The following is a 19,439-nucleotide window of genomic DNA, read 5'->3' on the forward strand; positions in this document are numbered from 1 at the left end:
GTGATCAAGATTAAATATTGAAAATTGATGGCCTATTACGGTGCCAGAAAAAATAAAAAATGAGACTTACACCAGATACTCCCTATCGATTGACTAACCAATTCAACAGATCCGACGCACTTTATGACAGACACAAAAAAGCCCCGCTCTCATTGAGCGAGGCTTCCAATTATCAAATCTTAATTAGGTATTAAGCTTCTGCTTTCTGTAGTTCAGTTTCTTCGTTCTTTTCAACGCCGATTGCGCCTTCAGACTTAGCAACGATAGTGTTAACCGCTGTATCACCTACTACGTTAGAAGAAGTACAGAACATATCGTTGATACGGTCTACTGCAGCAATGATAGCTAGACCTTCTGGTGGTAAACCTAGTTGGTGCAAAAGAACACCGACCATTACAACACCGCCACCCGGAACACCACCAGCACCGATAGACAGTAGCAAGATAGTTAGACCAAGAGTAAAGATGTCAGCAGTGTTGATTGGTTGACCGAATGCGTTTGCTACGAACATTGTCGCTAGTGCGATGTAGATAGATACACCAGACATGTTCATTGTCGCGCCTAGTGGAACACCGAAACCAGCCACTGATTTAGATACACCAAGCTTTTCAGTTAGGGTGCGCATTGTTACAGGGATTGTCGCATTCGAACTTGCTGTTGATAGTGAGAAAAGGATTTGCTCACGGATTGCACGTAGGAATTGCTTAGGTGTAATACCTGTCGCGATGCCAACCATCATTGGGTAGAAGAAGAAAATCCAGAACACTAGCATTGCAACAACCAGTGCTACATAACCAGCTACCGACATTAGCGTGTCTGCATCAAGTGTTGCACCTAGTTGAATCATCAGTGCGAATACACCAAACGGAGCCAGGCTCATTACTAGGCCGATAAGCTTCATCATGATTTCATTAGCCATCTTGAACGTTTTGATCGCTGGACCACCACGTGAGTCAAGCGCTTGAATAGCAAGGCCTGTCAAAATTGCCATGAAGATAATTTGTAGCATGTCGCCACTTGCAAACGCCTGAACAGGGTTGCTAGGAACGATATTTACAACTAGAGAGAAGATATCTGGAGTTTCAGTTGTTGTTAGTTGAACTGTCTCTGAAATCGTACCCGCTAAGTCTGCGCCTGCACCTGGTTGGAAAATAAGGCCAACAGTGAGAGCTGCAGAAATCGCGATGATGGTGTTGATAATGTAAAGAGCAAAAGTTTTACCACCTAGGCGACCGAAAGAACGGATGTCTTTCAATTCAACGATTCCACATACAATAGAAACGTATACCAGCGGAACAACCAATAGTTTGATCAAAGAGACAAACATCCCACCGACACCTTCTGCTAAACCAAGCAGGTAAGTATCGAATACCGCAATACCGCTGAATAGGTACTGAATAGCAGTACCAATAAGTAGGCCAGCAAACAAGCCTACAAAAATCTTACTTGAGAGCGATTTATCCATCGTTCTTCTCCAGTTTGTTGTGTTTGAAATTTGTACTTTTATAGTTATATATGCGACCAAAATCGCTATATTGCAGTGGATTTTACATACAACGATAACAATTAAAAGCATTTATTTACAAAAACATTACAAATGTGACATCAAAACATTTCACAGATATCAACTAGTTTCATAATATAAAACTCTAAATTAATAATCTGGGTAAAATTAAAGGAACGACATTCTTAATGCACCAATGATGACTATTTACGTGGATTCTCAAGTGATAGGCATAAAAAAAGAGAGGCATAAGCCTCTCTTCTCATTTCACATTAATTAGTGAATTATTTCGCGACCGCTAAAAGTCACTTAACGATAAATTACTTAGCAACCATTACCATCGCAGGGCGAACTACACGACCGTTTAGCTCGTAGCCTTTTTGCATCACGAACATAACCGTGTTTGAATCGTGGTCAGGGCTCTCTTGAATAGACATCGCTTGGTGGAATTCAGGATTGAACACTTCACCTTCAGGATTAATCTCTTTAAGGCCAAATTTAGCAACAGTATCTACGAATGTTTTATGCGTTAGCTCAACACCTTCAAACAATGGTTTAACCACTTCGTTTTCTGCATCTGCAGCTTGCATTGCACGCTCTAGGTTGTCGATCACAGGAAGTAGACCTTCAGCAAATTTGTTCAAAGCGAATTTACGCGCTTTATCAATTTCTTGCTCGCTACGACGACGCATGTTCTCAACTTCAGCTTTTGCGCGAAGAACAGAATCTTGCTGCTCTTTCACTTTAGATTCGCTAGAAAGCAGTGCCGCTTCTAGTTGAGCAATTTTTGATTCCTGCTCATCAGCCGCGTCTTCATTCAGTTCAGCTTCTTCAACTTTCTCAGCTTCAGCAATGATCTGATCTAGTTCTTCTTCGGTTACTTTGTTTTCTTCGTTGCTCATGATATCTCCAGAATTCGTTTTCAATGCCAGTGACAGGCGTGTTTGCGCCTCAAATTGATATAAAACACTCGCATAGACGTTCAACTTGCCTTTATTATGGGGATGAAGAATTTTGATTCAAGCCTAATTCGTTTGGAAACGTTATGAAAAAGCCATTTGAAGTCATCGCTATTATTGGTAAACCTCGAGATCAGCAAGCAATTCAGACTCATAGAGAGCTCTATCAGTGGTTAAGTACTGAGGGTTATCAAGTATTTGTTGATGATAGGCTCTCCAGTATTTTGGACGATATCCCACAAGAACATTTTTCTAGCCTGATTGAGTTAGGTAAACGAGCCGATCTCGCAATTGTTGTGGGTGGTGACGGAAATATGCTCGGTGCGGCTAGAATATTGTCGCGTTTCGATATTTCAGTCATCGGTGTGAACCGAGGAAACCTTGGCTTCCTAACCGATCTCAACCCTGAAAACTTCCAAAGCGCACTTATCGATGTACTCAAAGGTGAGTTCATGGAAGAAGAACGCTTCCTACTAGAGACTGAAATTCATCGTCATGGCCAAATAAAAAGTCATAACGCAGCGCTCAACGAAGCCGTACTTCACCCAGGTCAAGTCGCACACATGATCGAGTTCGAAGTGTATATCGATGACAGCTTTGCGTTCTCACAGCGTTCTGATGGTTTGATCGTATCGACTCCAACGGGTTCAACGGCTTACTCGCTTTCTGGTGGTGGCCCTATCTTGTCATCAAGCCTCAATGCAATCTCGCTAGTGCCAATGTTCCCACACACGCTTTCAAGTCGTCCATTAGTGGTTGATGGCAAACGTCGTATTAAACTTATCGTATCGCCTGATAACCGCGGCACTCAGGAAGTAAGCTGCGATGGTCAAATTTCACTGCCTGTTTCTCCTGGCGATGAGATCCACATTTACCAAAGCCCGAATGTACTCAAGCTGATTCACCCTAAAGACTACAACTACTACCATGTCCTACGTAACAAACTAGGCTGGTCAAGTAAGCTGTTCTAATTGAATTAGCGACTCTGTCAGTAGACGAGAATTTGAAAGGTTGACGATGTTCGTCAGCCTTTTTTTTGCCCGTCGAAACCTTATAAGTCCTCATAGCCCTAATGTACCTCATCCCTTCACGCCCAGACTAAGTTGGGAATCTATAGCGGTTTCAGTAGCCTACAGGCAACCTCAATTCTGAGATCTGTCACAAAAAAATTTCACCTGTCGACTTTACTGTATAAAGAAACAGTATATACTGAACTTATATACAGTATTGTTCAGTTATACAGGTAAATAAAAATGCTGGCTCATTTAAGTGTTAATAATTTCGCTATTGTTAAGTCTTTACAGCTAGAACTCTCTAAAGGCATGACAACAATCACCGGTGAAACGGGTGCGGGTAAATCTATCGCTATCGATGCTTTAGGCTTATGTCTTGGGGGAAGATCTGATGCAGGAATGGTAAGACAAGGAGAAGATAAAACCGAAGTCAGTGCCGCTTTTTTACTTGAGAACAATCTGCACGCTACACGCTGGTTAGAAGACAATGAACTGCTTGATGGCGGTGAATGCATCCTACGTAGAACCATCTCCAAAGAAGGTCGCTCTCGTGCATTCATCAACGGTAGTCCTGTCCCTCTTTCACAATTGAAATCACTAGGGCAGTTGTTGATCAACATTCATGGCCAACACGCGCACCACCAGCTGATGAAAAGCGACCACCAAATGGCCATGCTTGATCAATACGCAGGCCACTTAAACCTATTGAAATCGACACGTAATGCTTACCAAGCATGGCGACAAGCCGATAACCACTTAAAAGAGTTACGTGAAAATAGCCAGCAAAACCAAGCTCAAAAACAGCTTCTAGAATATCAAATCAAAGAGTTAAATGAGCTATCTATTGGGGAGGAAGAATATGAAGACCTCGAACAAGAGCATAAGCGCCTCTCCAATAGCGGAGAATTGGCCTCAACCTGCCAGCAGGCTATCGAGCTTATTTACGAAGGCGAAGAAGTTAATGCGCTTAGTATTCTGCAATCGGCCAATCACTCCCTAATTCAATTAGCTGAGCTTGATGAAAGGTTAGTTGATCTGCCCAACTTACTCTCTGAAGCCATCATTCAGATTGAAGAGACCAACAGTGAACTAAGAACCTACCTAGACAGCATTGATGTCGATCCAGGTCGTATGGTTTACGTTGAAGAACGCTTCTCAAAAGTGATGTCGATGTCTCGCAAGCATCACGTGTTGCCAGAAGAGCTTTACAAGCATCACCAAGATTTATTACAACAAGTTGAAGCGCTTGATTGTTCCGATGAAAAATTGGATGAATTGGCAAACGAGGTAGAAAACCAATACCAATCGTTCGTTGCTAAATCAGAGAAGCTTCATAAATCTCGAACTCGTTACGCAAAAGAGCTCAACAAGCTGATCACGCAAAGCATGCACGAACTGAGCATGGAAAAAGCACAGTTTGCCATTGAAGTGAACAACACCAACACACACCCTTCTCCATTGGGTATGGATAATGTGACCTTCATTGTTTCGACCAACCCAGGCCAACCAATGCAGCCCATTGCTAAAGTAGCCTCTGGTGGTGAACTTTCACGTATTTCATTAGCGATCCAAGTGATCACAGCGCAAAAAGTGGACACACCAAGCCTGATTTTCGATGAAGTCGATGTGGGTATCAGTGGGCCAACAGCAGCAGTTGTCGGAAAAATGCTGCGTAAGCTGGGTGAATCGACACAAGTTATGTGTGTGACGCACTTACCTCAAGTTGCCGGTTGCGGTCACCAACAACTGTTTGTAGCGAAGAACACTAAATCAGGTAAAACCGAGACCCAAATGCACACGCTTGATGAGCAACAACGCGTCTCAGAGCTTGCTCGACTGCTTGGTGGCAGCCAGATTACCGAATCGACACTGGCCAACGCAAAAGAGTTATTAATCGCTGCTTAGGTTACATATTCAGCAACTTTCTGATAATTTACCGAAAAATCTTGCCAATTTTGCAACTTAATTCAAAATTGCCAGTCATAACAAGCTCAAAGCGCAAGGAGCTTTTTACTTCTTGCTGGAGCTTGTTTATTATCAGGCAGTATTTTAGCGAAGAAAGATCTCAGACTATGCGAATTAAAAAGTGGTTAGTTGCAGTTCCACTTGCACTAACAATGTTGACCGGTTGCTCTCTACTAGAGAAGTTGGTTTATCGAATTGACATCAATCAGGGTAACTATGTTGAACAAGAAGCTGTCGATCAGCTGAAGTTTGGCATGACAAAAACACAAGTTCGTTACGTTATGGGCTCACCTATGCTTATCGAAAATGGCTACCCAGATACGTGGTACTACATTTACCACCACACAAAAGGCCATGAAGACTCGATTCAAAAAAATCTTGTTGTTAACTTTGATGCAACGGGCACCTTAGTGACGATCAATGGTGATTTTGAAGCCAGTGATGAATTCTTCGAAAGCCTTCGCTAGCTTTCAACCAACAAAGCTTTCCAGTCAAAAGCTATCAGTCGACAAAGCTCTCAGCCGACAAAGTAAGAATCGCAAAAGCCTGCTCACATGAGCAGGCTTTTTAATATCCTGTAACAAATTAATCTTCATTTTCAGGCTAACGGACACAAAAAAGCTCGCCAATATAGCGAGCTCTCTTCTTACTCAAATTTGTTTAGCATTACGATTTAGCTGCAGCCGCTTTTGCTTGTTCAGCACGCTTACGGCGAATCTCTTTGGGATCAGCTAACAATGCTCGATAGATTTCGATACGGTCTTTATCACGAACCGTCGCATCTAACTTAACGTTGCGGCTATATACGCCAACTTTATTTTTCGCCAAGTCGATTTCTGGATACAACTCTAAAACACCAGACTGCGCAATAATCTCTTCAACGGTCGCGTTCTTATTTACCACTAAGGTAAATACACGCTGCTCATGTGGAAGCGCAAACACAACTTCTACGTGGATCATATCTGATTCAATAGTCATGGCTTAGTAAACCTGTTTCGCTCGTTGAGTAAAAGCACTGACCATATTGCTTGTCAGTTCATTGAAAATCTTGCCAAATGCCATTTCAATCATTCGACTAGAAAATTCAAACTCTAGTTTAAGTTCAACCTTACATGCTTGGTCGTCTAGAGGAGTGAAATACCAGCCCCCCTCCAGCTTCTTAAACGGGCCATCTACCAGCTCCATTAAAATTTCAGCACCATCCGCCATTCGATTCGACGTAGTGAATGTTTTACTGATACCAGCTTTAGAGACATCAACCGAAGCCACCATCGCGGAATCTGAAGATTCGATCACACGAGAACCAGAACATCCTGGCAAAAACTCAGGATAACGAGCAACATCATTGACCAAGCTGAACATCTGGTCGGCACTAAAAGACACTAATGCTGAACGAGTAACCTTTGGCATATAGACTCCTGTTAAAGACAGCGTTACATTAACACAAACTGCAATTTTAATTGTATTGGGCCAGAGCGCAAATAAAAAGGATTCCCCATCTAGGGCGCATTCCGTATAATGAGGCCATTATGGCAAAGAATAAATCAAAATCAAAAGCCGGTAGTAATACCATTGCGCTTAATAAGAAAGCTCGCCACGAATATTTCATCGATGATGAGATAGAAGCGGGGCTTGAGCTACAAGGCTGGGAAGTAAAATCCCTACGTGAAGGCAAAACCAATATCGCAGAAAGCTACGTATACATCCGAGATGGCGAAGCATTCATCAGTGGTATGACGATTACTCCGCTAACTCAAGCGAGTACTCATATCGTGGCGAACCCAACACGTATCCGTAAACTATTAATGTCGAGAAAAGAGCTCGACAACCTTATCGGTCGTATTAACCGTGAAGGCATGACACTTGTCGCAACCGCACTTTACTGGTCTCGCTCTTGGGCGAAGATTAAAGTTGGCGTAGCGAAAGGTAAAAAGCTGCACGATAAACGTACTGATATGAAAGAAAAAGATTGGGCGAGAGATAAAGCACGAATTATGAAGAGTAATTTGCGTTAATTTTAAGCACTTAAACGCACAGTGCTAGACAGGCAAAGCTTTTCTGGTACTATGCAAATAACACTTGGGGCTGATTTAGGATTCGACAGGAATTTTGAAGTCTGAGGTGCATGCCGTGGGGCGGTTGGCCACGTTAAAAGCCGCAAAAAAATAGTCGCAAACGACGAAAACTACGCACTAGCAGCTTAATAACCTGCTCAGAGCTCTCTTACCCTAGCTTCCGCTCGTAAGACGGGGACCAATAAGAGATCAAACCCAAACTAGCTAGCGCGGATTCTCCCACCTGAGAGGAAAAGCGCGAATTATAATTCAGGTTAGCCTTTAACTAGCGTGTCGGTTCGCAGGTTGCTGGTGAAATTAAAGATCGACTAAGCATGTAGTACCAATGATGAATGATTTTTGGACGCGGGTTCAACTCCCGCCAGCTCCACCAAACGTTTGGAAAGGGCCAACTCGAAAGAGTTGGCCCTTTTTTTATCTTTATTTTACTAGCCATAACAAGGAAAGTTTCTTTTTAACAGTGACTTACCTTTAGCACGTCAACAATAAAAAACCACACATCCCGTTGCTGAAATGTGTGGCCATCTAGAACTGTTATCTTACGAACTTAGATAAGTTCAGGCGTTAATCCATCTCGCCCAGCAAGTAATCTTCATTACTGCTCACTACTGCGCCGTGCTTTAAGAAGTTCTTACCTAGGATCATGCTGTATTCAAAGCGAGAGCGATCTTGAAGGTTTACCCTTACCTCTTTCTCTAAGTCACCTAACTTAACCTTCATTTCGACGACAGGGCGAATGTTCACCTTCTCGCCTTTCTTGGCTTTAATACGCATCACATCAATCACTGGCTTAGTGAAATCTTGCTTATCGCCTTGGTTGTTTTGGTAGGTAAAACTCACCATGTCTTGGCCATCTTTCTTGAATCGTTTGATGTTGACTGCATTCATTGAGCTTACATCTGCGCCAGTATCCAACTTGGCCGGGAACTTCATGCCGTTGACTTCAACAACTTCTATATGCCCCACTTTAAACAAAGGCTCCGATTTCAAAAGGTAGTCAGATCGAGTATTCACATACACCCCATCTTTCGCCATCTTTTTGCCTAACACGAAGTAGGACTCTTTCTCGTTGCTATTAAGTACGTCGATAGCAAATTCTTGTTGGCGAACTTTACCAGCACCTAAAAATTCACCACTTACAACTGGGCGAACGTCATCCCCAACTCGAAGCTTTTTGATTATTTTCTTAATGACTTTCTGTTGCTCACCATTCGCATCAATAAGGAAGAATTCAACGGACGCGTCTTTGCCCTTCCCTGTCATTTCAAAACTATCGACTTTGAGTAAAGGGGTATTTACGGTGAATGAAGCAACTGCCTTCATAGGAAACCCATCTAAAGTGATATCTTCTTCCGGTGAGATGATCAGTGGCTCACTTTTTTTCGCGACATCGCTGAAACTCTCGGAGCCTTCAGAGAGAATATTTTCAGCGTTGGTATCAATCATGAAAAGTTCGCTAGCGGTGCTGGTTCCAAACCTCAACTGTGACTCACTACTTGAACGGTCACGTAAGTACACTAGAACATCTTTAGTGATGTTTTCATCGAGTTGAACAGGTACATACACCAAAGGTCTCTTCTTACCACTCACGCTCAACATACGAACTAATGGCAGTGTCATTTCTTTTTGCTTACCGTCGTTATCGACCATATCAAACGTGACTTCATTGTTTTTCTTGTCTACATCGATATTTTTTGAATGCAAAATACTGTATCGATTCTTTAAAGAGAAGGTCGCATTCATCGCCATTCCTGAAATAGACACCACCTCTTTTCGACCTACCACTGTCGCTTTTTCCTGCTCTTGCAAGTAGTCATAGCCTGCGAACACTAGCGCGTTATCCGCAAGGAAGGTTTTACCAATCAGCACTGGCGCAGAGAAATGGCTTCTGTCGGTCAGGTTAACATCGGTTTTTAGCTCTTGGTCTGCAATGGTGAGCGACATTTTTACGGTAGGACGAAGTAAAGGCGTGCTGCTGGTGCGGCTGCGTATCATGCTGACACGCTCTAAAGGCGCTTCGATTGATACCATGTCTCCCGTGCGCGGGTTTTGAACTTTAAAAGACACCACAGCCTCATATTTCGCAAAGGCACTGCCATTCCAATCATCGTAATCAACATCGGAATTATTCAACAAGTCTTCGGTTAACGCCGCCATCAACTCTTTGTCTTTAAGATTCTTATAATCGGCATTCGTGCTCTTCACATGAATGTCTTCCGCATGCATAGAGGTAGTTTCTGCACCAGTGTCGATTTTGCCAATGAAAGGAACGTCTTTTAGCCCTTGAACGCTAGAGAGGTATACATTCTCAGTACGGCCTAATACCGCCTTGCCATCCAATTCATAAGTTGGGTTTTGAGTCGTGTGCGAAGTGTCTGTAGCCAAAGCATATTGTGAAAAAAGTAGCGTACTTAGAAGAGTTAGAGCCAAAGGTATCTTTTTCATTAGTTGGTCCGTTGTGATCAGTTCACTAATAATACTGGCGTTTCGGCGAAGAGTTCCCCTACTAGCACAGGTTCTCACATAACGTTAACGCTATGAGTTTTTCAATGACAAACCGATGACTTTGCAGAGCAATACCTTATCGATTATTGACTAATGGATACCCAATAACCTTTTTAATGCCTGGTGTTATATTGAAGAAATGAATATAAAAAAGGCCAACGACATACGTTGACCTTAGCGATTCAAAACACACCTTAAGCAGGCTTAACTTGCTAAAACACAAACGGTTCTAGATAAACATAGCACTAAAAAGTCCCGACTGTTTTCTTTGCACAGATAGCGCGAGCTTTTTCTGCGTTCTCGCTTTTGTTCTTATTAAAACATTGGCGGTAAGATTCGACGTAACGCTCAAATAACACCTTTGCTTCAGGTAGAGGTTTATCGAGCAGTTGGGTAACGAACTTTCTTGATCCAACCTCAAAATGTTGAGTATCGATGGGGCTATTCCAATCCCCTCCCCAGATCATAAAGCCATGATGGGCGAACAGCTCAACCACATCTTCTGCCATGCCTCGACGTTCAATTTCATCACGTGCGCGAAAGCGAGTACGGTTCACATAGCGAGTCGCAGATTGTGATGGTTTTACCGTGATTCTTCCGTTGCTATCGAACGCTAAGAAAGGATTTTGAACTGGGTTGATGTCTATCGCCACACCATAAGCATGCTTCGACCAACCACCTCCGCCAGTGATAGGCCGAGCGTTAAACGCACTGCTGTTGTTAGCGTCCATCGATGCATTATCGTCACCTTTAAACTCACGCATAAGACGTGCAGAATGAAGAGGGAAATTACGCAGTTTTAGCTCTGAAAAGATTTGTTCAACAGCCGGCGCAACAACATCAAGCACGATCATATTGCCCTGTTGCGTTTCCCCTTTAAAGTTAATGAAATCGAAATCCACTTTGGATAACCGCTCGCAACCAACGGGGGCACCGCTACTCAAGACATTGTTCTTTTTCATCATGTCACATTGCCATTGAGATATAGGGGCAACTTGAGCATAACTCGCAGCACTAAGCACAGTGGCCAGCCAGCCGACAAAAAAACGTTTCATATCAAAGACTCAAAAATAATAAGAGTGGAAGTAAACAGGGTTTGAAAAATAACACATTAAACAAAGCTAAACGCACGCTTTGTTAGCGCGGTTTATTCCAATAAACAATCTCTCTAACTCGTCCGTTCTGATCTGTGTCAGGAGCTCCACCAACATCAGAAAGCTCAGGCAAGGTCGATAATTGCGGAGCGTGACAGGCAACCAGCATAAGTACGAACGCATCGTAAATATCGTCTATTGCAACGTCTTTACGCTTTGTGTTTGAAATGACCAACAACAAACCGTCACACCATTGAGGGGCTAGTTGCTGAATAATAGAAAGCCGTTCATCTTTGCCTTCTTGTGTTCGTTTGGAAAAGGTCAACGGTTCGCCTTTCAAAGCTGCAAACACGACCTCAGGATGTGATTCTCTTATAGAAAGATCTGGATGAGCTTCAATGAGTTCATCAAGCTCACGGATCTTGGGCACAATTCCCCAAGTCTGCTTAGAAAACTTCTTATCAAGCTGCTCCACATTTGCACTGCACGCCGCAATGTAATCGGTTTGATAAACCGCCTCACGACACGGTACCGGAAACACCGAAGATCCACGTTTGCTGGTAAGAAAACGCCTTGCTGCTTTGTCGCATAATCTATCCGGAGTCTGTGAATCGCTAAAACCAATCGGCATATCGATTAACGTCGTCGAACCTGCAAGTTCATCGACTAACTCATCGAGCGTGTTTACCACTTTGAACGTAGGTAGCTCATTGCCAGAGACAATCCAAGCGATCCACCCCGCCTTGCAGCCATCAATTCCGATGTATTTCATTGTTGTCTTGATAGTAAATCGCCTCAATAACTCGTTTATTTTCTGCTCAGTTCCACTCACTGATCAGAAGTCGACTTTTTACTCCACGTACTTGCAAGCCCATTGCATCAAACACCTCTTCAAAGTCTCGACACAGTGCTGGTATGTTGGGTAAAGAAAGTGCCGCTTCAGAAAAAAACTGCTGTTCAAAATGATCAGAGTCGCTCCACGCCAATTGCCACCATTCAAGAATCCGAGACTTAGACGAACGAAGCTTTTCCGCTGTGGGAACTTTATCACTTTTACTTAGGTTCTCTTTGCTCGTAGTTGGAAAGAGGTTCCACTTATCGTTGTTTGGCCAGTAAGCAAAAGGCAAACAGTGATCAACGTGATACTCATTTTTCAATGACTTTCCACTCCAGACGCTAACAATGTCGGCACGATTAGATCTAAGTTGCTCGACACGTTTACGCACATCGCGAGTGTCGTGGTTTTGATCGATCCATACCAAGCAGTCGTGATAAGTCTGTAATGAGATATTTCGCTGTCGGTTTAACTCGAAACGCTGCATCTCCATGACCCATTGATTCACCACTAGCGGTTCAATCCAAGAGTGGTAGATTCTAAAGCACTCCCACAGGCTTTCATCGAGAGTGAAATAGCCAAAACTTTCTAGGAACTCACTATCCATGACCAATGATTCCCGGCTCTTCCGTCGTTTTTGAGGAGGGTATATATCGAATAGTCTGTTGTCTTTCGAGCCTTGATAAATAAACGTCACAGGCCCTGATTTAATGGTGCTAATCGTCTGTGAAAATAGCTTTTGTAAAGCCTTGGCTTCCTCGCCCAAAAACATAGTTCCAATAGCTAGATCATCGGCACTTAAGTGCTTGAGTTTGTTCCAGCCATCTTCTTTTACAAACCCAAGTCCCTTCGTTGTGTTGCTATTTTGCTGAATCCCAGTGCCTTCTATATCGATATCAATCAAGCGCTTAAACTGTCTAACCCAATAAAGAGCGACCAAGCCCATTGGAAGTGAGATTTTCCCATCAGTTCGATCAATCACAGCGCCAGAATGAGCATCAGCTATTCTCAGTAAGGTTCTTAACAAGGCCAACTTGTATGTCGCTGACTTATTGTCATTCACAATAATGTGTCGCACCTTGTTCAAGTCACCGGAACCATCATCAGGTAATGTCATCACCACGGTTTGCCACCACACTTCACTGCGGTTCAAAGTATCTTGGCTATCATCGACATGACGAACCAACAAGGCACTGTTTTTTGATAACCGCTCAAGTTCCTCAACTGAAACTTGGTACCCTTCTCGACTATCCTGAAACTCCCCATGACGCAGAGTAATCACCAACTTGCCGTTTGGAGCTAATAAGTTAGACAACTTTCTAAATGCACGCTCTCGATAGGACGGGGCTAAGTGCATCCAAACAGCACTCACCAGTATCAGGTCAAAGCGCATTCCGAGGTTTTCAGTGCGGCCAAGCGAAGGAAGTGAGTCATCAATCCATGTAACACTTGGCCCGGTATATTCAGAGCCTTGCTCGCGTAATGAGTCACTGGGTTCTATTGCGATAACGTCAGCCCCAACTTTCTGCATCCATAACGCATCACGTCCACTACCAGCACCGACATCTAGCACTTTATCACCCTCTAAGGGCCAATAAGCTTGCCAACTTTGATGTACCGTCTCGAACGTCACTGAGTTGTACTGCTCACAAAGTGTGTGGGTATTTTTATCGTAAAAAGGAATCGATGAGGACATATGCGCTATTGGAGTAAGGAAATTAACACCATAGTAATGGCGGCCATACAGGATTACTAGCGGCACATGTTACTTCAGCTACATCCATAAACATTCATCGTTAGTCACTGTTTTATATCAATATATATCTATAGGACGATTCCTGTAATCTACGACTTAAAATTAAACTCCACGGAAAATGAAACAAACCAGGTACAAGGTGACACGTGAACAGGGATAATTATTTTGATGCTACCCCAACCTCACCCCCTGCAGAATTAGACTAATGAACACATACTCCCACATAGACATCCCGTTCAACCTACGCCACACCTGTTGGTTTTGTGGTGAACCTTCCAATGATGTTGTTGAATTTCCTAAGACAGCGCAAGCTGTTGCCAAGATTGGTCACTCACCGATAGCACTGCCGGCTTGTAATGAGTGTGCGAGAATTAACTACTCAAAGAATCTGACCTCAATTTGGGCTGTGCGCGATCAGATAAAACACGCACTCATCGATAAATATGCAAAGCACTTAGGGGTTGGTGAGAACTGGACGGAGCAAGAGCTTATTGATTCAGATTTCTCGGGCTCGACGCTTGGCGGGTTTGGGCGCAGTGCTTGGAAGATGTATCAAATCGCCAAGCAGCGAATTGACTATAAAGGTTGGCCTTTGTCGGTTGATGACATTGTAATCGAGGCCTACGACGAAACCAGTGGCTTTGAATTCGACGGTACTCGTTATGCTTCAATCAATTCGTGTATCGACTACTTCACCAAGGCTGCGGGCGTAGACAAAGAGCTGCTATCGCAACTTGTCGACATCGTTTCAACTGACCGTTTTAGCTACGCGCTTCGAATCGCCAAGCTGAATAAGAATGTCTCTAATACCAAACGCTCAGAGATCATCGAAGAGGTGTTACAGCAAGAGTCTGAGCAAGAAGAGATACAGCTTGAGCAAGCCAATTCACTGTTCAACCCAAATGTCGAAGAAGTCAGCATTTCAGGTTCGACGGCTCCGGTGTTCGCTATTCAATGGGCAATGATGAATAACGTTAAAGATTTAGCTCACCTTTGTTCACTCGAAGATGATTATTTTGACTATTTCGAACATCTTGGTGGCCCTGCAGCTTTCATGTCTTATAACGGCCTACAACTCTACTTGGAATCGCGTCAAGATCCAGAATGGGTAGAAAAGTTGGATCCAAATAAACAGTATTGGTGAACATGCCTCGCTACTAGTGAACACGTGTAAGCTCGATGATCGTGTCAAACACCCATTGTTAGTCCTTGTTTTATATAAAGATCTAAAAACAGAACCCTATAACAGTTAATTGTTGCAATTCGGTTAAATAGAGTGAAAACTTCAAGCATCTAAAACTATTTAATCACTGCAATCTTGCGGTGAGTAAGGAGTGAATTGTGCTTGCTGTTCTTCGTATAATTTTGGCTACGGTGTTTATTATTTTCACTACCCTCTGTGCTTTTGTTTACTGCTTGTTTAGCCCCAAGAACCCCAAGCATGTGTACGTTTTCTGTCGTTGGTTCAACCAGCTACAAAAGATCGTCGGTGTAAAACTGGTGCAGCGCGGCCTAGACAATGCGCCAACGTCAGAAAAAAGCGTCTACATCTCTAACCACCAAAGCATATTGGATTTTGTCACCGATCCGGGGATGCTGAGGCCGCGTACTGTTTCGCTGGGTAAACGCGACTTGCTGTATGTGCCTTTCTTTGGCTTGCTGTATTGGATCACAGGTAACATTCTGATTAATCGTGAAGATAAATCCAAAGCACGCGATACCATCAAGCAAGTGGCAGAAGCGATCCATCACAGAGATCTGTCTGTTTGGGTTTACCCAGAAGGAACACGCAGTAAAGGGCGTGGATTATTGCCATTCAAAACAGGGGCTTTCCGGATGGCGATTGAAGCCGGCGTACCTATTACCCCAATGTGTACCAGCACTACGCACAATAAGATTGACCTCAACCGAGTTAATAATGGCATTGTGATCACCGAGATGCTGGAACCTATCGATGTGTCTGGATACAAGCTCAGCGACGCAAGAGAGTTAGCCAATCGCTGTCACGCACTCATGGCAGAGAAAATCGCAGAACTTGATGCCGAAGTGGCTCGTTTAGAGGAACAACAACACCCAGAGCTGGATTCAGACCGTTCTTCTACGAGCTAAATCACAACGAACACACTGAGCCATCGCTCAATGACTTAAAAAGACACTCAACGATCGCAACTCTCATTGTTCTTGTTTTACATGCCGGCGCTTATCCGCAAAATAAAAACAGGCGTTAATGGCTTTATAGAGCAATGGGAGTAAACGATGGAAGTGATTCACCATGGCGGCAAACATACCGTCACAGGATCTTGTCACGAATTAAGAGATTCAGGCCAAGCGGTACTCATCGATTGTGGCCTTTTTCAAGGTTTAGAGCTTCAAGGTAAAAAGCTTCAAGGGGAAGACGCACGCCCTCTTGATATTGAATTTGAAACGTCCCACCTTAACGCTCTGCTGCTGACTCATACTCACATTGATCATATTGGTCGATTACCTTGGTTACTCGCCAGTGGCTTTAACCAACCGATTTATTGCACTCAGGCGACGGCTGAACTCGCTCCTTTAATGATTGAAGATGGTATAAAGCTGCAAGGACTCAGCAATAAACAGTCGAAGCTGATACTCAAAAAGATTCATTCGTTGATTGCTCCCAAGCCTTATGGAGAGTGGTTTCCAATTGTCTCTAAACAGCAAAACGACGGAAAGGATCATCATAGGCCAAATACTCTGTATGCCCGTTTTCAACCTGCCGGGCATATCTTAGGCTCCGCCTATATTGAGATTAAGTTACCCAACCAAGAGGTGGTGGTCTTTTCTGGCGACTTGGGTCCAAGTAACACGCCACTGCTGCCGGATCCGAAACCACCACAACAAGCCGATTACCTATTTATTGAATCCACTTATGGCACCAGCACGCACGACGATATTGCAACACGCTCTGAGCGTCTCAAAGCAATTATTGACCGTTCACTACTCGATGGTGGTGTCATCCTGATCCCGGCATTTAGTATCGGAAGAACACAAGAACTGCTGTTTGATATCGAAAATCTGATCTTTGAACATCAACTCAGCGCCGATATTCCTATTATCCTCGATTCGCCTATGGCAGAGAAAGTAACGCGATCCTACCGACGCTTTAAAGAGCTGTGGGGACAAGAAGCAAAGCAACGTCTTGAACTAAAACGTCACCCACTCGCTTTTGAGCAATGCATTACTGTTGATGGGCATAGAATGCACAAGAAAATCGTCAATCGCCTGCGTTCGACAGGTGAACCCGCGATTGTAGTCGCTGCCTCTGGGATGTGTCAGGGCGGCAGGATAATGAACTACTTATCAGCTTTACTTCCCGATAAACGCACCGATGTAATTTTAGCAGGCTATCAAGCTCACGGAACGCTCGGGCGAGAGCTACAACAAGGAGAAAAACAGGTTTCCATCGATAACCAACACGTTGAGGTGAAGGCTCAGATCCATAGTATGTCTGGCTACTCTGCTCATGCTGATAAAGATGATCTCAATCGATTTATAGAAGAAATAACCGTGCCACCCAAAGAGGTACATTTGATTCACGGAGATCCAAACACTCAGTCTGAGTTCGCTCAAGCTTTGGTTGGAAAAGGATTTAAAGTCGTTTAAAACAGGCGATTGATTCACGATTTCTGATTGCGGTAATCCTTACGGAAAGTTCTAAAAATCACTACTGATATTTTAATTAATACCTCCCCTTAAACCTGCCTAATTTCACTATATCGGTGATATATTCTTGCGTCTTTACCGTCGCAATGTGTTAACAGTCATTAGTACTGAACAACGTTTCCTCTCATTTTTCTTCTATTTTCCCTTCTGACACATATTGTGAGTTTCGAAAATTTGTATTAATCACTATTTATTCACTTTACAAACCGACACTAAAAACAACTAATTGCATATAAATTTTAATGGAACGATTATCAAATTAGCACTAAGCGTTAACAAATACCCCCTGTAACATGCTTTATGTCACAGTAATCCTAATAGGCAGTTAAATAATTTAACACTCGGGTTACAAGTGAAGTATTGTGTTGTTCGAAAAACAATCATAAGCAAAACTAACAGGGAAAATACTCATGCAGTCATTCGTTGATTTTTTGAATGGAATAATCTGGAGTCCAGTACTTATCTACCTATGTTTAGGTGCAGGTTTGTTCTACTCCATCATGACTCGATTTGTTCAAATCCGTCACTTCTTTGAAATGTGGCGCTTGCTACTATCGGGTAAAAGCTCGTCAAAAGGCATCTCGTCTTTCCAAGCTCTGGCCGTTTCTCTATCTGGCCGTGTCGGTACAGGTAACATTGCTGGTGTTGCTGCCGCTATCGGTTTCGGCGGCCCAGGTGCAGTATTCTGGATGTGGGTAGTGGCTTTCTTTGGCGCTGCAACAGCTTACGCAGAATCAACGCTAGCGCAAATCTACAAAGAAGAAGATGAAGGCCAGTTCCGTGGTGGTCCGGCTTACTACATCGAAAAAGCGATGGGTCAAAAATGGTACGCTTGGATCTTTGCTATCGCGACTATTTTTGCATGTGGTATTTTGCTTCCAGGTGTTCAGTCAAACAGTATTGGTAATGCTGTAGAAGCTGCATTTGGCTCAGGTGACATGATTGAAACAGCTATCGGTACATTCAGTTTCGCTAAAATTTTCACTGGTACTGTAGTTGCTATTATCCTAGCGTTCATCATCTTTGGTGGTGTTAAACGTATTGCGAACTTCACACAAATCGTTGTTCCATTCATGGCACTGGCTTACATCATCATCGCGTTCGTTATCATTCTGCTAAACATCGGCCAAGTGCCAACGGTTTTCGCAATGATCATTGGCGATGCATTCACACCTATGGCAGGCTTCGGTGCTGCAATTGGTTGGGGTGTTAAGCGTGGTGTTTACTCAAACGAAGCGGGTCAAGGTACAGGTCCTCACGCGGCTGCGGCTGCAAGTGTTGATCACCCAGCTCAGCAAGGTTTGGTACAAGCGTTCTCTATCTACATCGATACACTTCTAGTATGTTCAGCTACAGCGTTCATGATCATCATCACTGGTGCTTACAACGTTCACGGCGGCGCTGAAGGTGTGTTCCTTGTTCAGAACCTAGCAGCAAACATTGGTGCCAACGGTCCTGTATTTACACAGCTTGCTATTGAAAGTGCACTACCAGGCATTGGTAAGCCGTTCATCGCATTTGCTCTGTTCTTCTTCGCATTTACAACAATTCTTGCTTACTACTACATCGCAGAAACGAATATTGCTTACCTACGTCGTACTATCAAAATTCCTGGCATGATGTTCGTACTTAAGCTTGTTCTTATTACTGCCGTTTTCTATGGCACAGTTAAAACAGCGAACCTTGCATGGGCAATGGGTGATGTTGGTGTTGGTTTGATGGCGTGGTTAAACATTGTCGGTATTCTGATCATCTTCTTCATGTCTAAGCCTGCGCTTAAAGCTCTTGCAGACTACGAAGAACAGCAGAAACAAGGCGTCACTGAGTACACGTTCAACCCTGTAAAACTAGGCATTAAAGGTGCTACCTACTGGGAAGAGAAGTACAAGCGTAAAACAGGAAAATCTCCTGAAGCTGAAACTGCAGACACTAAACCTGTAGAGCAACCTTCAGCTTAAACTCGCCTTAACAAATAGATTGCTTTAACAAATAGACCTCTTTAACTGGCTCTATTAATAACGCATAAAAAAGGGGTTAGCCATTTCG

The 19,439-nt window shown here is 43.4% G+C and carries 16 protein-coding genes and 1 other RNA gene; 9 read left to right on the forward strand and 8 right to left on the reverse strand.

Annotated elements, in window-relative coordinates:
- Positions 1–190: 190 nt before the first annotated feature.
- Both IQO02_RS05210 and grpE read right to left on the reverse strand, forming a co-directional pair.
- Positions 191–1,465 (reverse strand): dicarboxylate/amino acid:cation symporter, encoded by a 1,275-nt coding sequence (locus IQO02_RS05210; RefSeq protein ID WP_010438926.1) that lies wholly within the window; start codon positions 1,463–1,465, stop codon positions 191–193.
- 359 nt (positions 1,466–1,824) lie between these two features.
- Entirely contained in the window at positions 1,825–2,406 is a 582-nt protein-coding gene (grpE, locus tag IQO02_RS05215; protein ID WP_010438924.1) for a nucleotide exchange factor GrpE, read from the reverse strand.
- Positions 2,407–2,549: 143 nt separating this feature from the next.
- On the opposite strand from grpE, the gene nadK reads away from it, so the two are divergent.
- The 3 genes from nadK to bamE all read left to right on the forward strand — a co-directional run bounded on the left by nadK (position 2,550) and on the right by bamE (position 5,908).
- On the forward strand, positions 2,550–3,434 hold the full coding sequence (gene nadK / locus IQO02_RS05220) for an NAD(+) kinase (RefSeq protein ID WP_010438923.1): 885 nt from the start codon (positions 2,550–2,552) through the stop codon (positions 3,432–3,434).
- A 282-nt stretch (positions 3,435–3,716) separates the two neighbouring features.
- Positions 3,717–5,381, forward strand: coding sequence for a DNA repair protein RecN (gene recN / locus IQO02_RS05225; protein ID WP_016787626.1), 1,665 nt, complete (start codon positions 3,717–3,719; stop codon positions 5,379–5,381).
- Between the two features lie 167 nt (positions 5,382–5,548).
- On the forward strand, positions 5,549–5,908 hold the full coding sequence (bamE, locus tag IQO02_RS05230) for an outer membrane protein assembly factor BamE (protein ID WP_010438918.1): 360 nt from the start codon (positions 5,549–5,551) through the stop codon (positions 5,906–5,908).
- 199 nt (positions 5,909–6,107) lie between these two features.
- On the opposite strand, the gene IQO02_RS05235 is transcribed toward bamE, so the two are convergent.
- Positions 6,108–6,419: an RnfH family protein gene (locus IQO02_RS05235; RefSeq protein ID WP_010438916.1), complete on the reverse strand. Its 312-nt coding sequence runs from the start codon at positions 6,417–6,419 to the stop codon at positions 6,108–6,110.
- A gap of 3 nt (positions 6,420–6,422) precedes the next feature.
- Positions 6,423–6,851 carry an SRPBCC family protein gene (locus tag IQO02_RS05240; protein WP_010438915.1) on the reverse strand — a complete coding sequence of 143 codons (429 nt, stop codon included), beginning with the start codon at positions 6,849–6,851 and terminating at the stop codon, positions 6,423–6,425.
- A gap of 119 nt (positions 6,852–6,970) precedes the next feature.
- Between IQO02_RS05240 and smpB the strand changes: the two genes are divergently transcribed.
- Both smpB and ssrA read left to right on the forward strand, forming a co-directional pair.
- Positions 6,971–7,456 (forward strand): SsrA-binding protein SmpB, encoded by a 486-nt coding sequence (gene smpB, locus IQO02_RS05245; protein WP_004735156.1) that lies wholly within the window; start codon positions 6,971–6,973, stop codon positions 7,454–7,456.
- 66 nt (positions 7,457–7,522) lie between these two features.
- Positions 7,523–7,889, forward strand: a transfer-messenger RNA (tmRNA) gene (gene ssrA / locus IQO02_RS05250).
- A gap of 191 nt (positions 7,890–8,080) precedes the next feature.
- On the opposite strand, the gene IQO02_RS05255 is transcribed toward ssrA, so the two are convergent.
- The 4 genes from IQO02_RS05255 to IQO02_RS05270 form a co-directional block, all read right to left on the reverse strand.
- Positions 8,081–9,961, reverse strand: a complete 1,881-nt coding sequence (locus IQO02_RS05255) for an ATP-dependent zinc protease (RefSeq protein ID WP_016784809.1) — start codon at positions 9,959–9,961, stop codon at positions 8,081–8,083.
- Between the two features lie 305 nt (positions 9,962–10,266).
- On the reverse strand, positions 10,267–11,076 hold the full coding sequence (locus IQO02_RS05260; RefSeq protein ID WP_193838508.1) for a M15 family metallopeptidase: 810 nt from the start codon (positions 11,074–11,076) through the stop codon (positions 10,267–10,269).
- Positions 11,077–11,158: 82 nt separating this feature from the next.
- Positions 11,159–11,887 (reverse strand): DUF429 domain-containing protein, encoded by a 729-nt coding sequence (locus IQO02_RS05265; protein ID WP_193838509.1) that lies wholly within the window; start codon positions 11,885–11,887, stop codon positions 11,159–11,161.
- Between the two features lie 46 nt (positions 11,888–11,933).
- Complete coding sequence (locus IQO02_RS05270) at positions 11,934–13,646, reverse strand: class I SAM-dependent methyltransferase (protein WP_016792164.1); 1,713 nt, start codon at positions 13,644–13,646, stop codon at positions 11,934–11,936.
- 265 nt (positions 13,647–13,911) lie between these two features.
- Here IQO02_RS05270 and IQO02_RS05275 point away from each other — a divergent pair, with 265 nt between their 5' ends.
- The 4 genes from IQO02_RS05275 to IQO02_RS05290 all read left to right on the forward strand — a co-directional run bounded on the left by IQO02_RS05275 (position 13,912) and on the right by IQO02_RS05290 (position 19,351).
- Positions 13,912–14,850: a hypothetical protein gene (locus IQO02_RS05275; RefSeq protein WP_016767151.1), complete on the forward strand. Its 939-nt coding sequence runs from the start codon at positions 13,912–13,914 to the stop codon at positions 14,848–14,850.
- 197 nt (positions 14,851–15,047) lie between these two features.
- On the forward strand, positions 15,048–15,815 hold the full coding sequence (locus IQO02_RS05280; RefSeq protein WP_016767150.1) for a 1-acylglycerol-3-phosphate O-acyltransferase: 768 nt from the start codon (positions 15,048–15,050) through the stop codon (positions 15,813–15,815).
- A gap of 147 nt (positions 15,816–15,962) precedes the next feature.
- Positions 15,963–17,333 (forward strand): MBL fold metallo-hydrolase, encoded by a 1,371-nt coding sequence (locus IQO02_RS05285; protein WP_193838510.1) that lies wholly within the window; start codon positions 15,963–15,965, stop codon positions 17,331–17,333.
- A gap of 470 nt (positions 17,334–17,803) precedes the next feature.
- On the forward strand, positions 17,804–19,351 hold the full coding sequence (locus tag IQO02_RS05290) for an alanine/glycine:cation symporter family protein (RefSeq protein ID WP_016767148.1): 1,548 nt from the start codon (positions 17,804–17,806) through the stop codon (positions 19,349–19,351).
- Positions 19,352–19,439: the final 88 nt, after the last annotated feature.

Source organism: Vibrio sp. OPT24, from assembly GCF_015163545.1.
GTDB lineage: Bacteria > Pseudomonadota > Gammaproteobacteria > Enterobacterales > Vibrionaceae > Vibrio > Vibrio cyclitrophicus.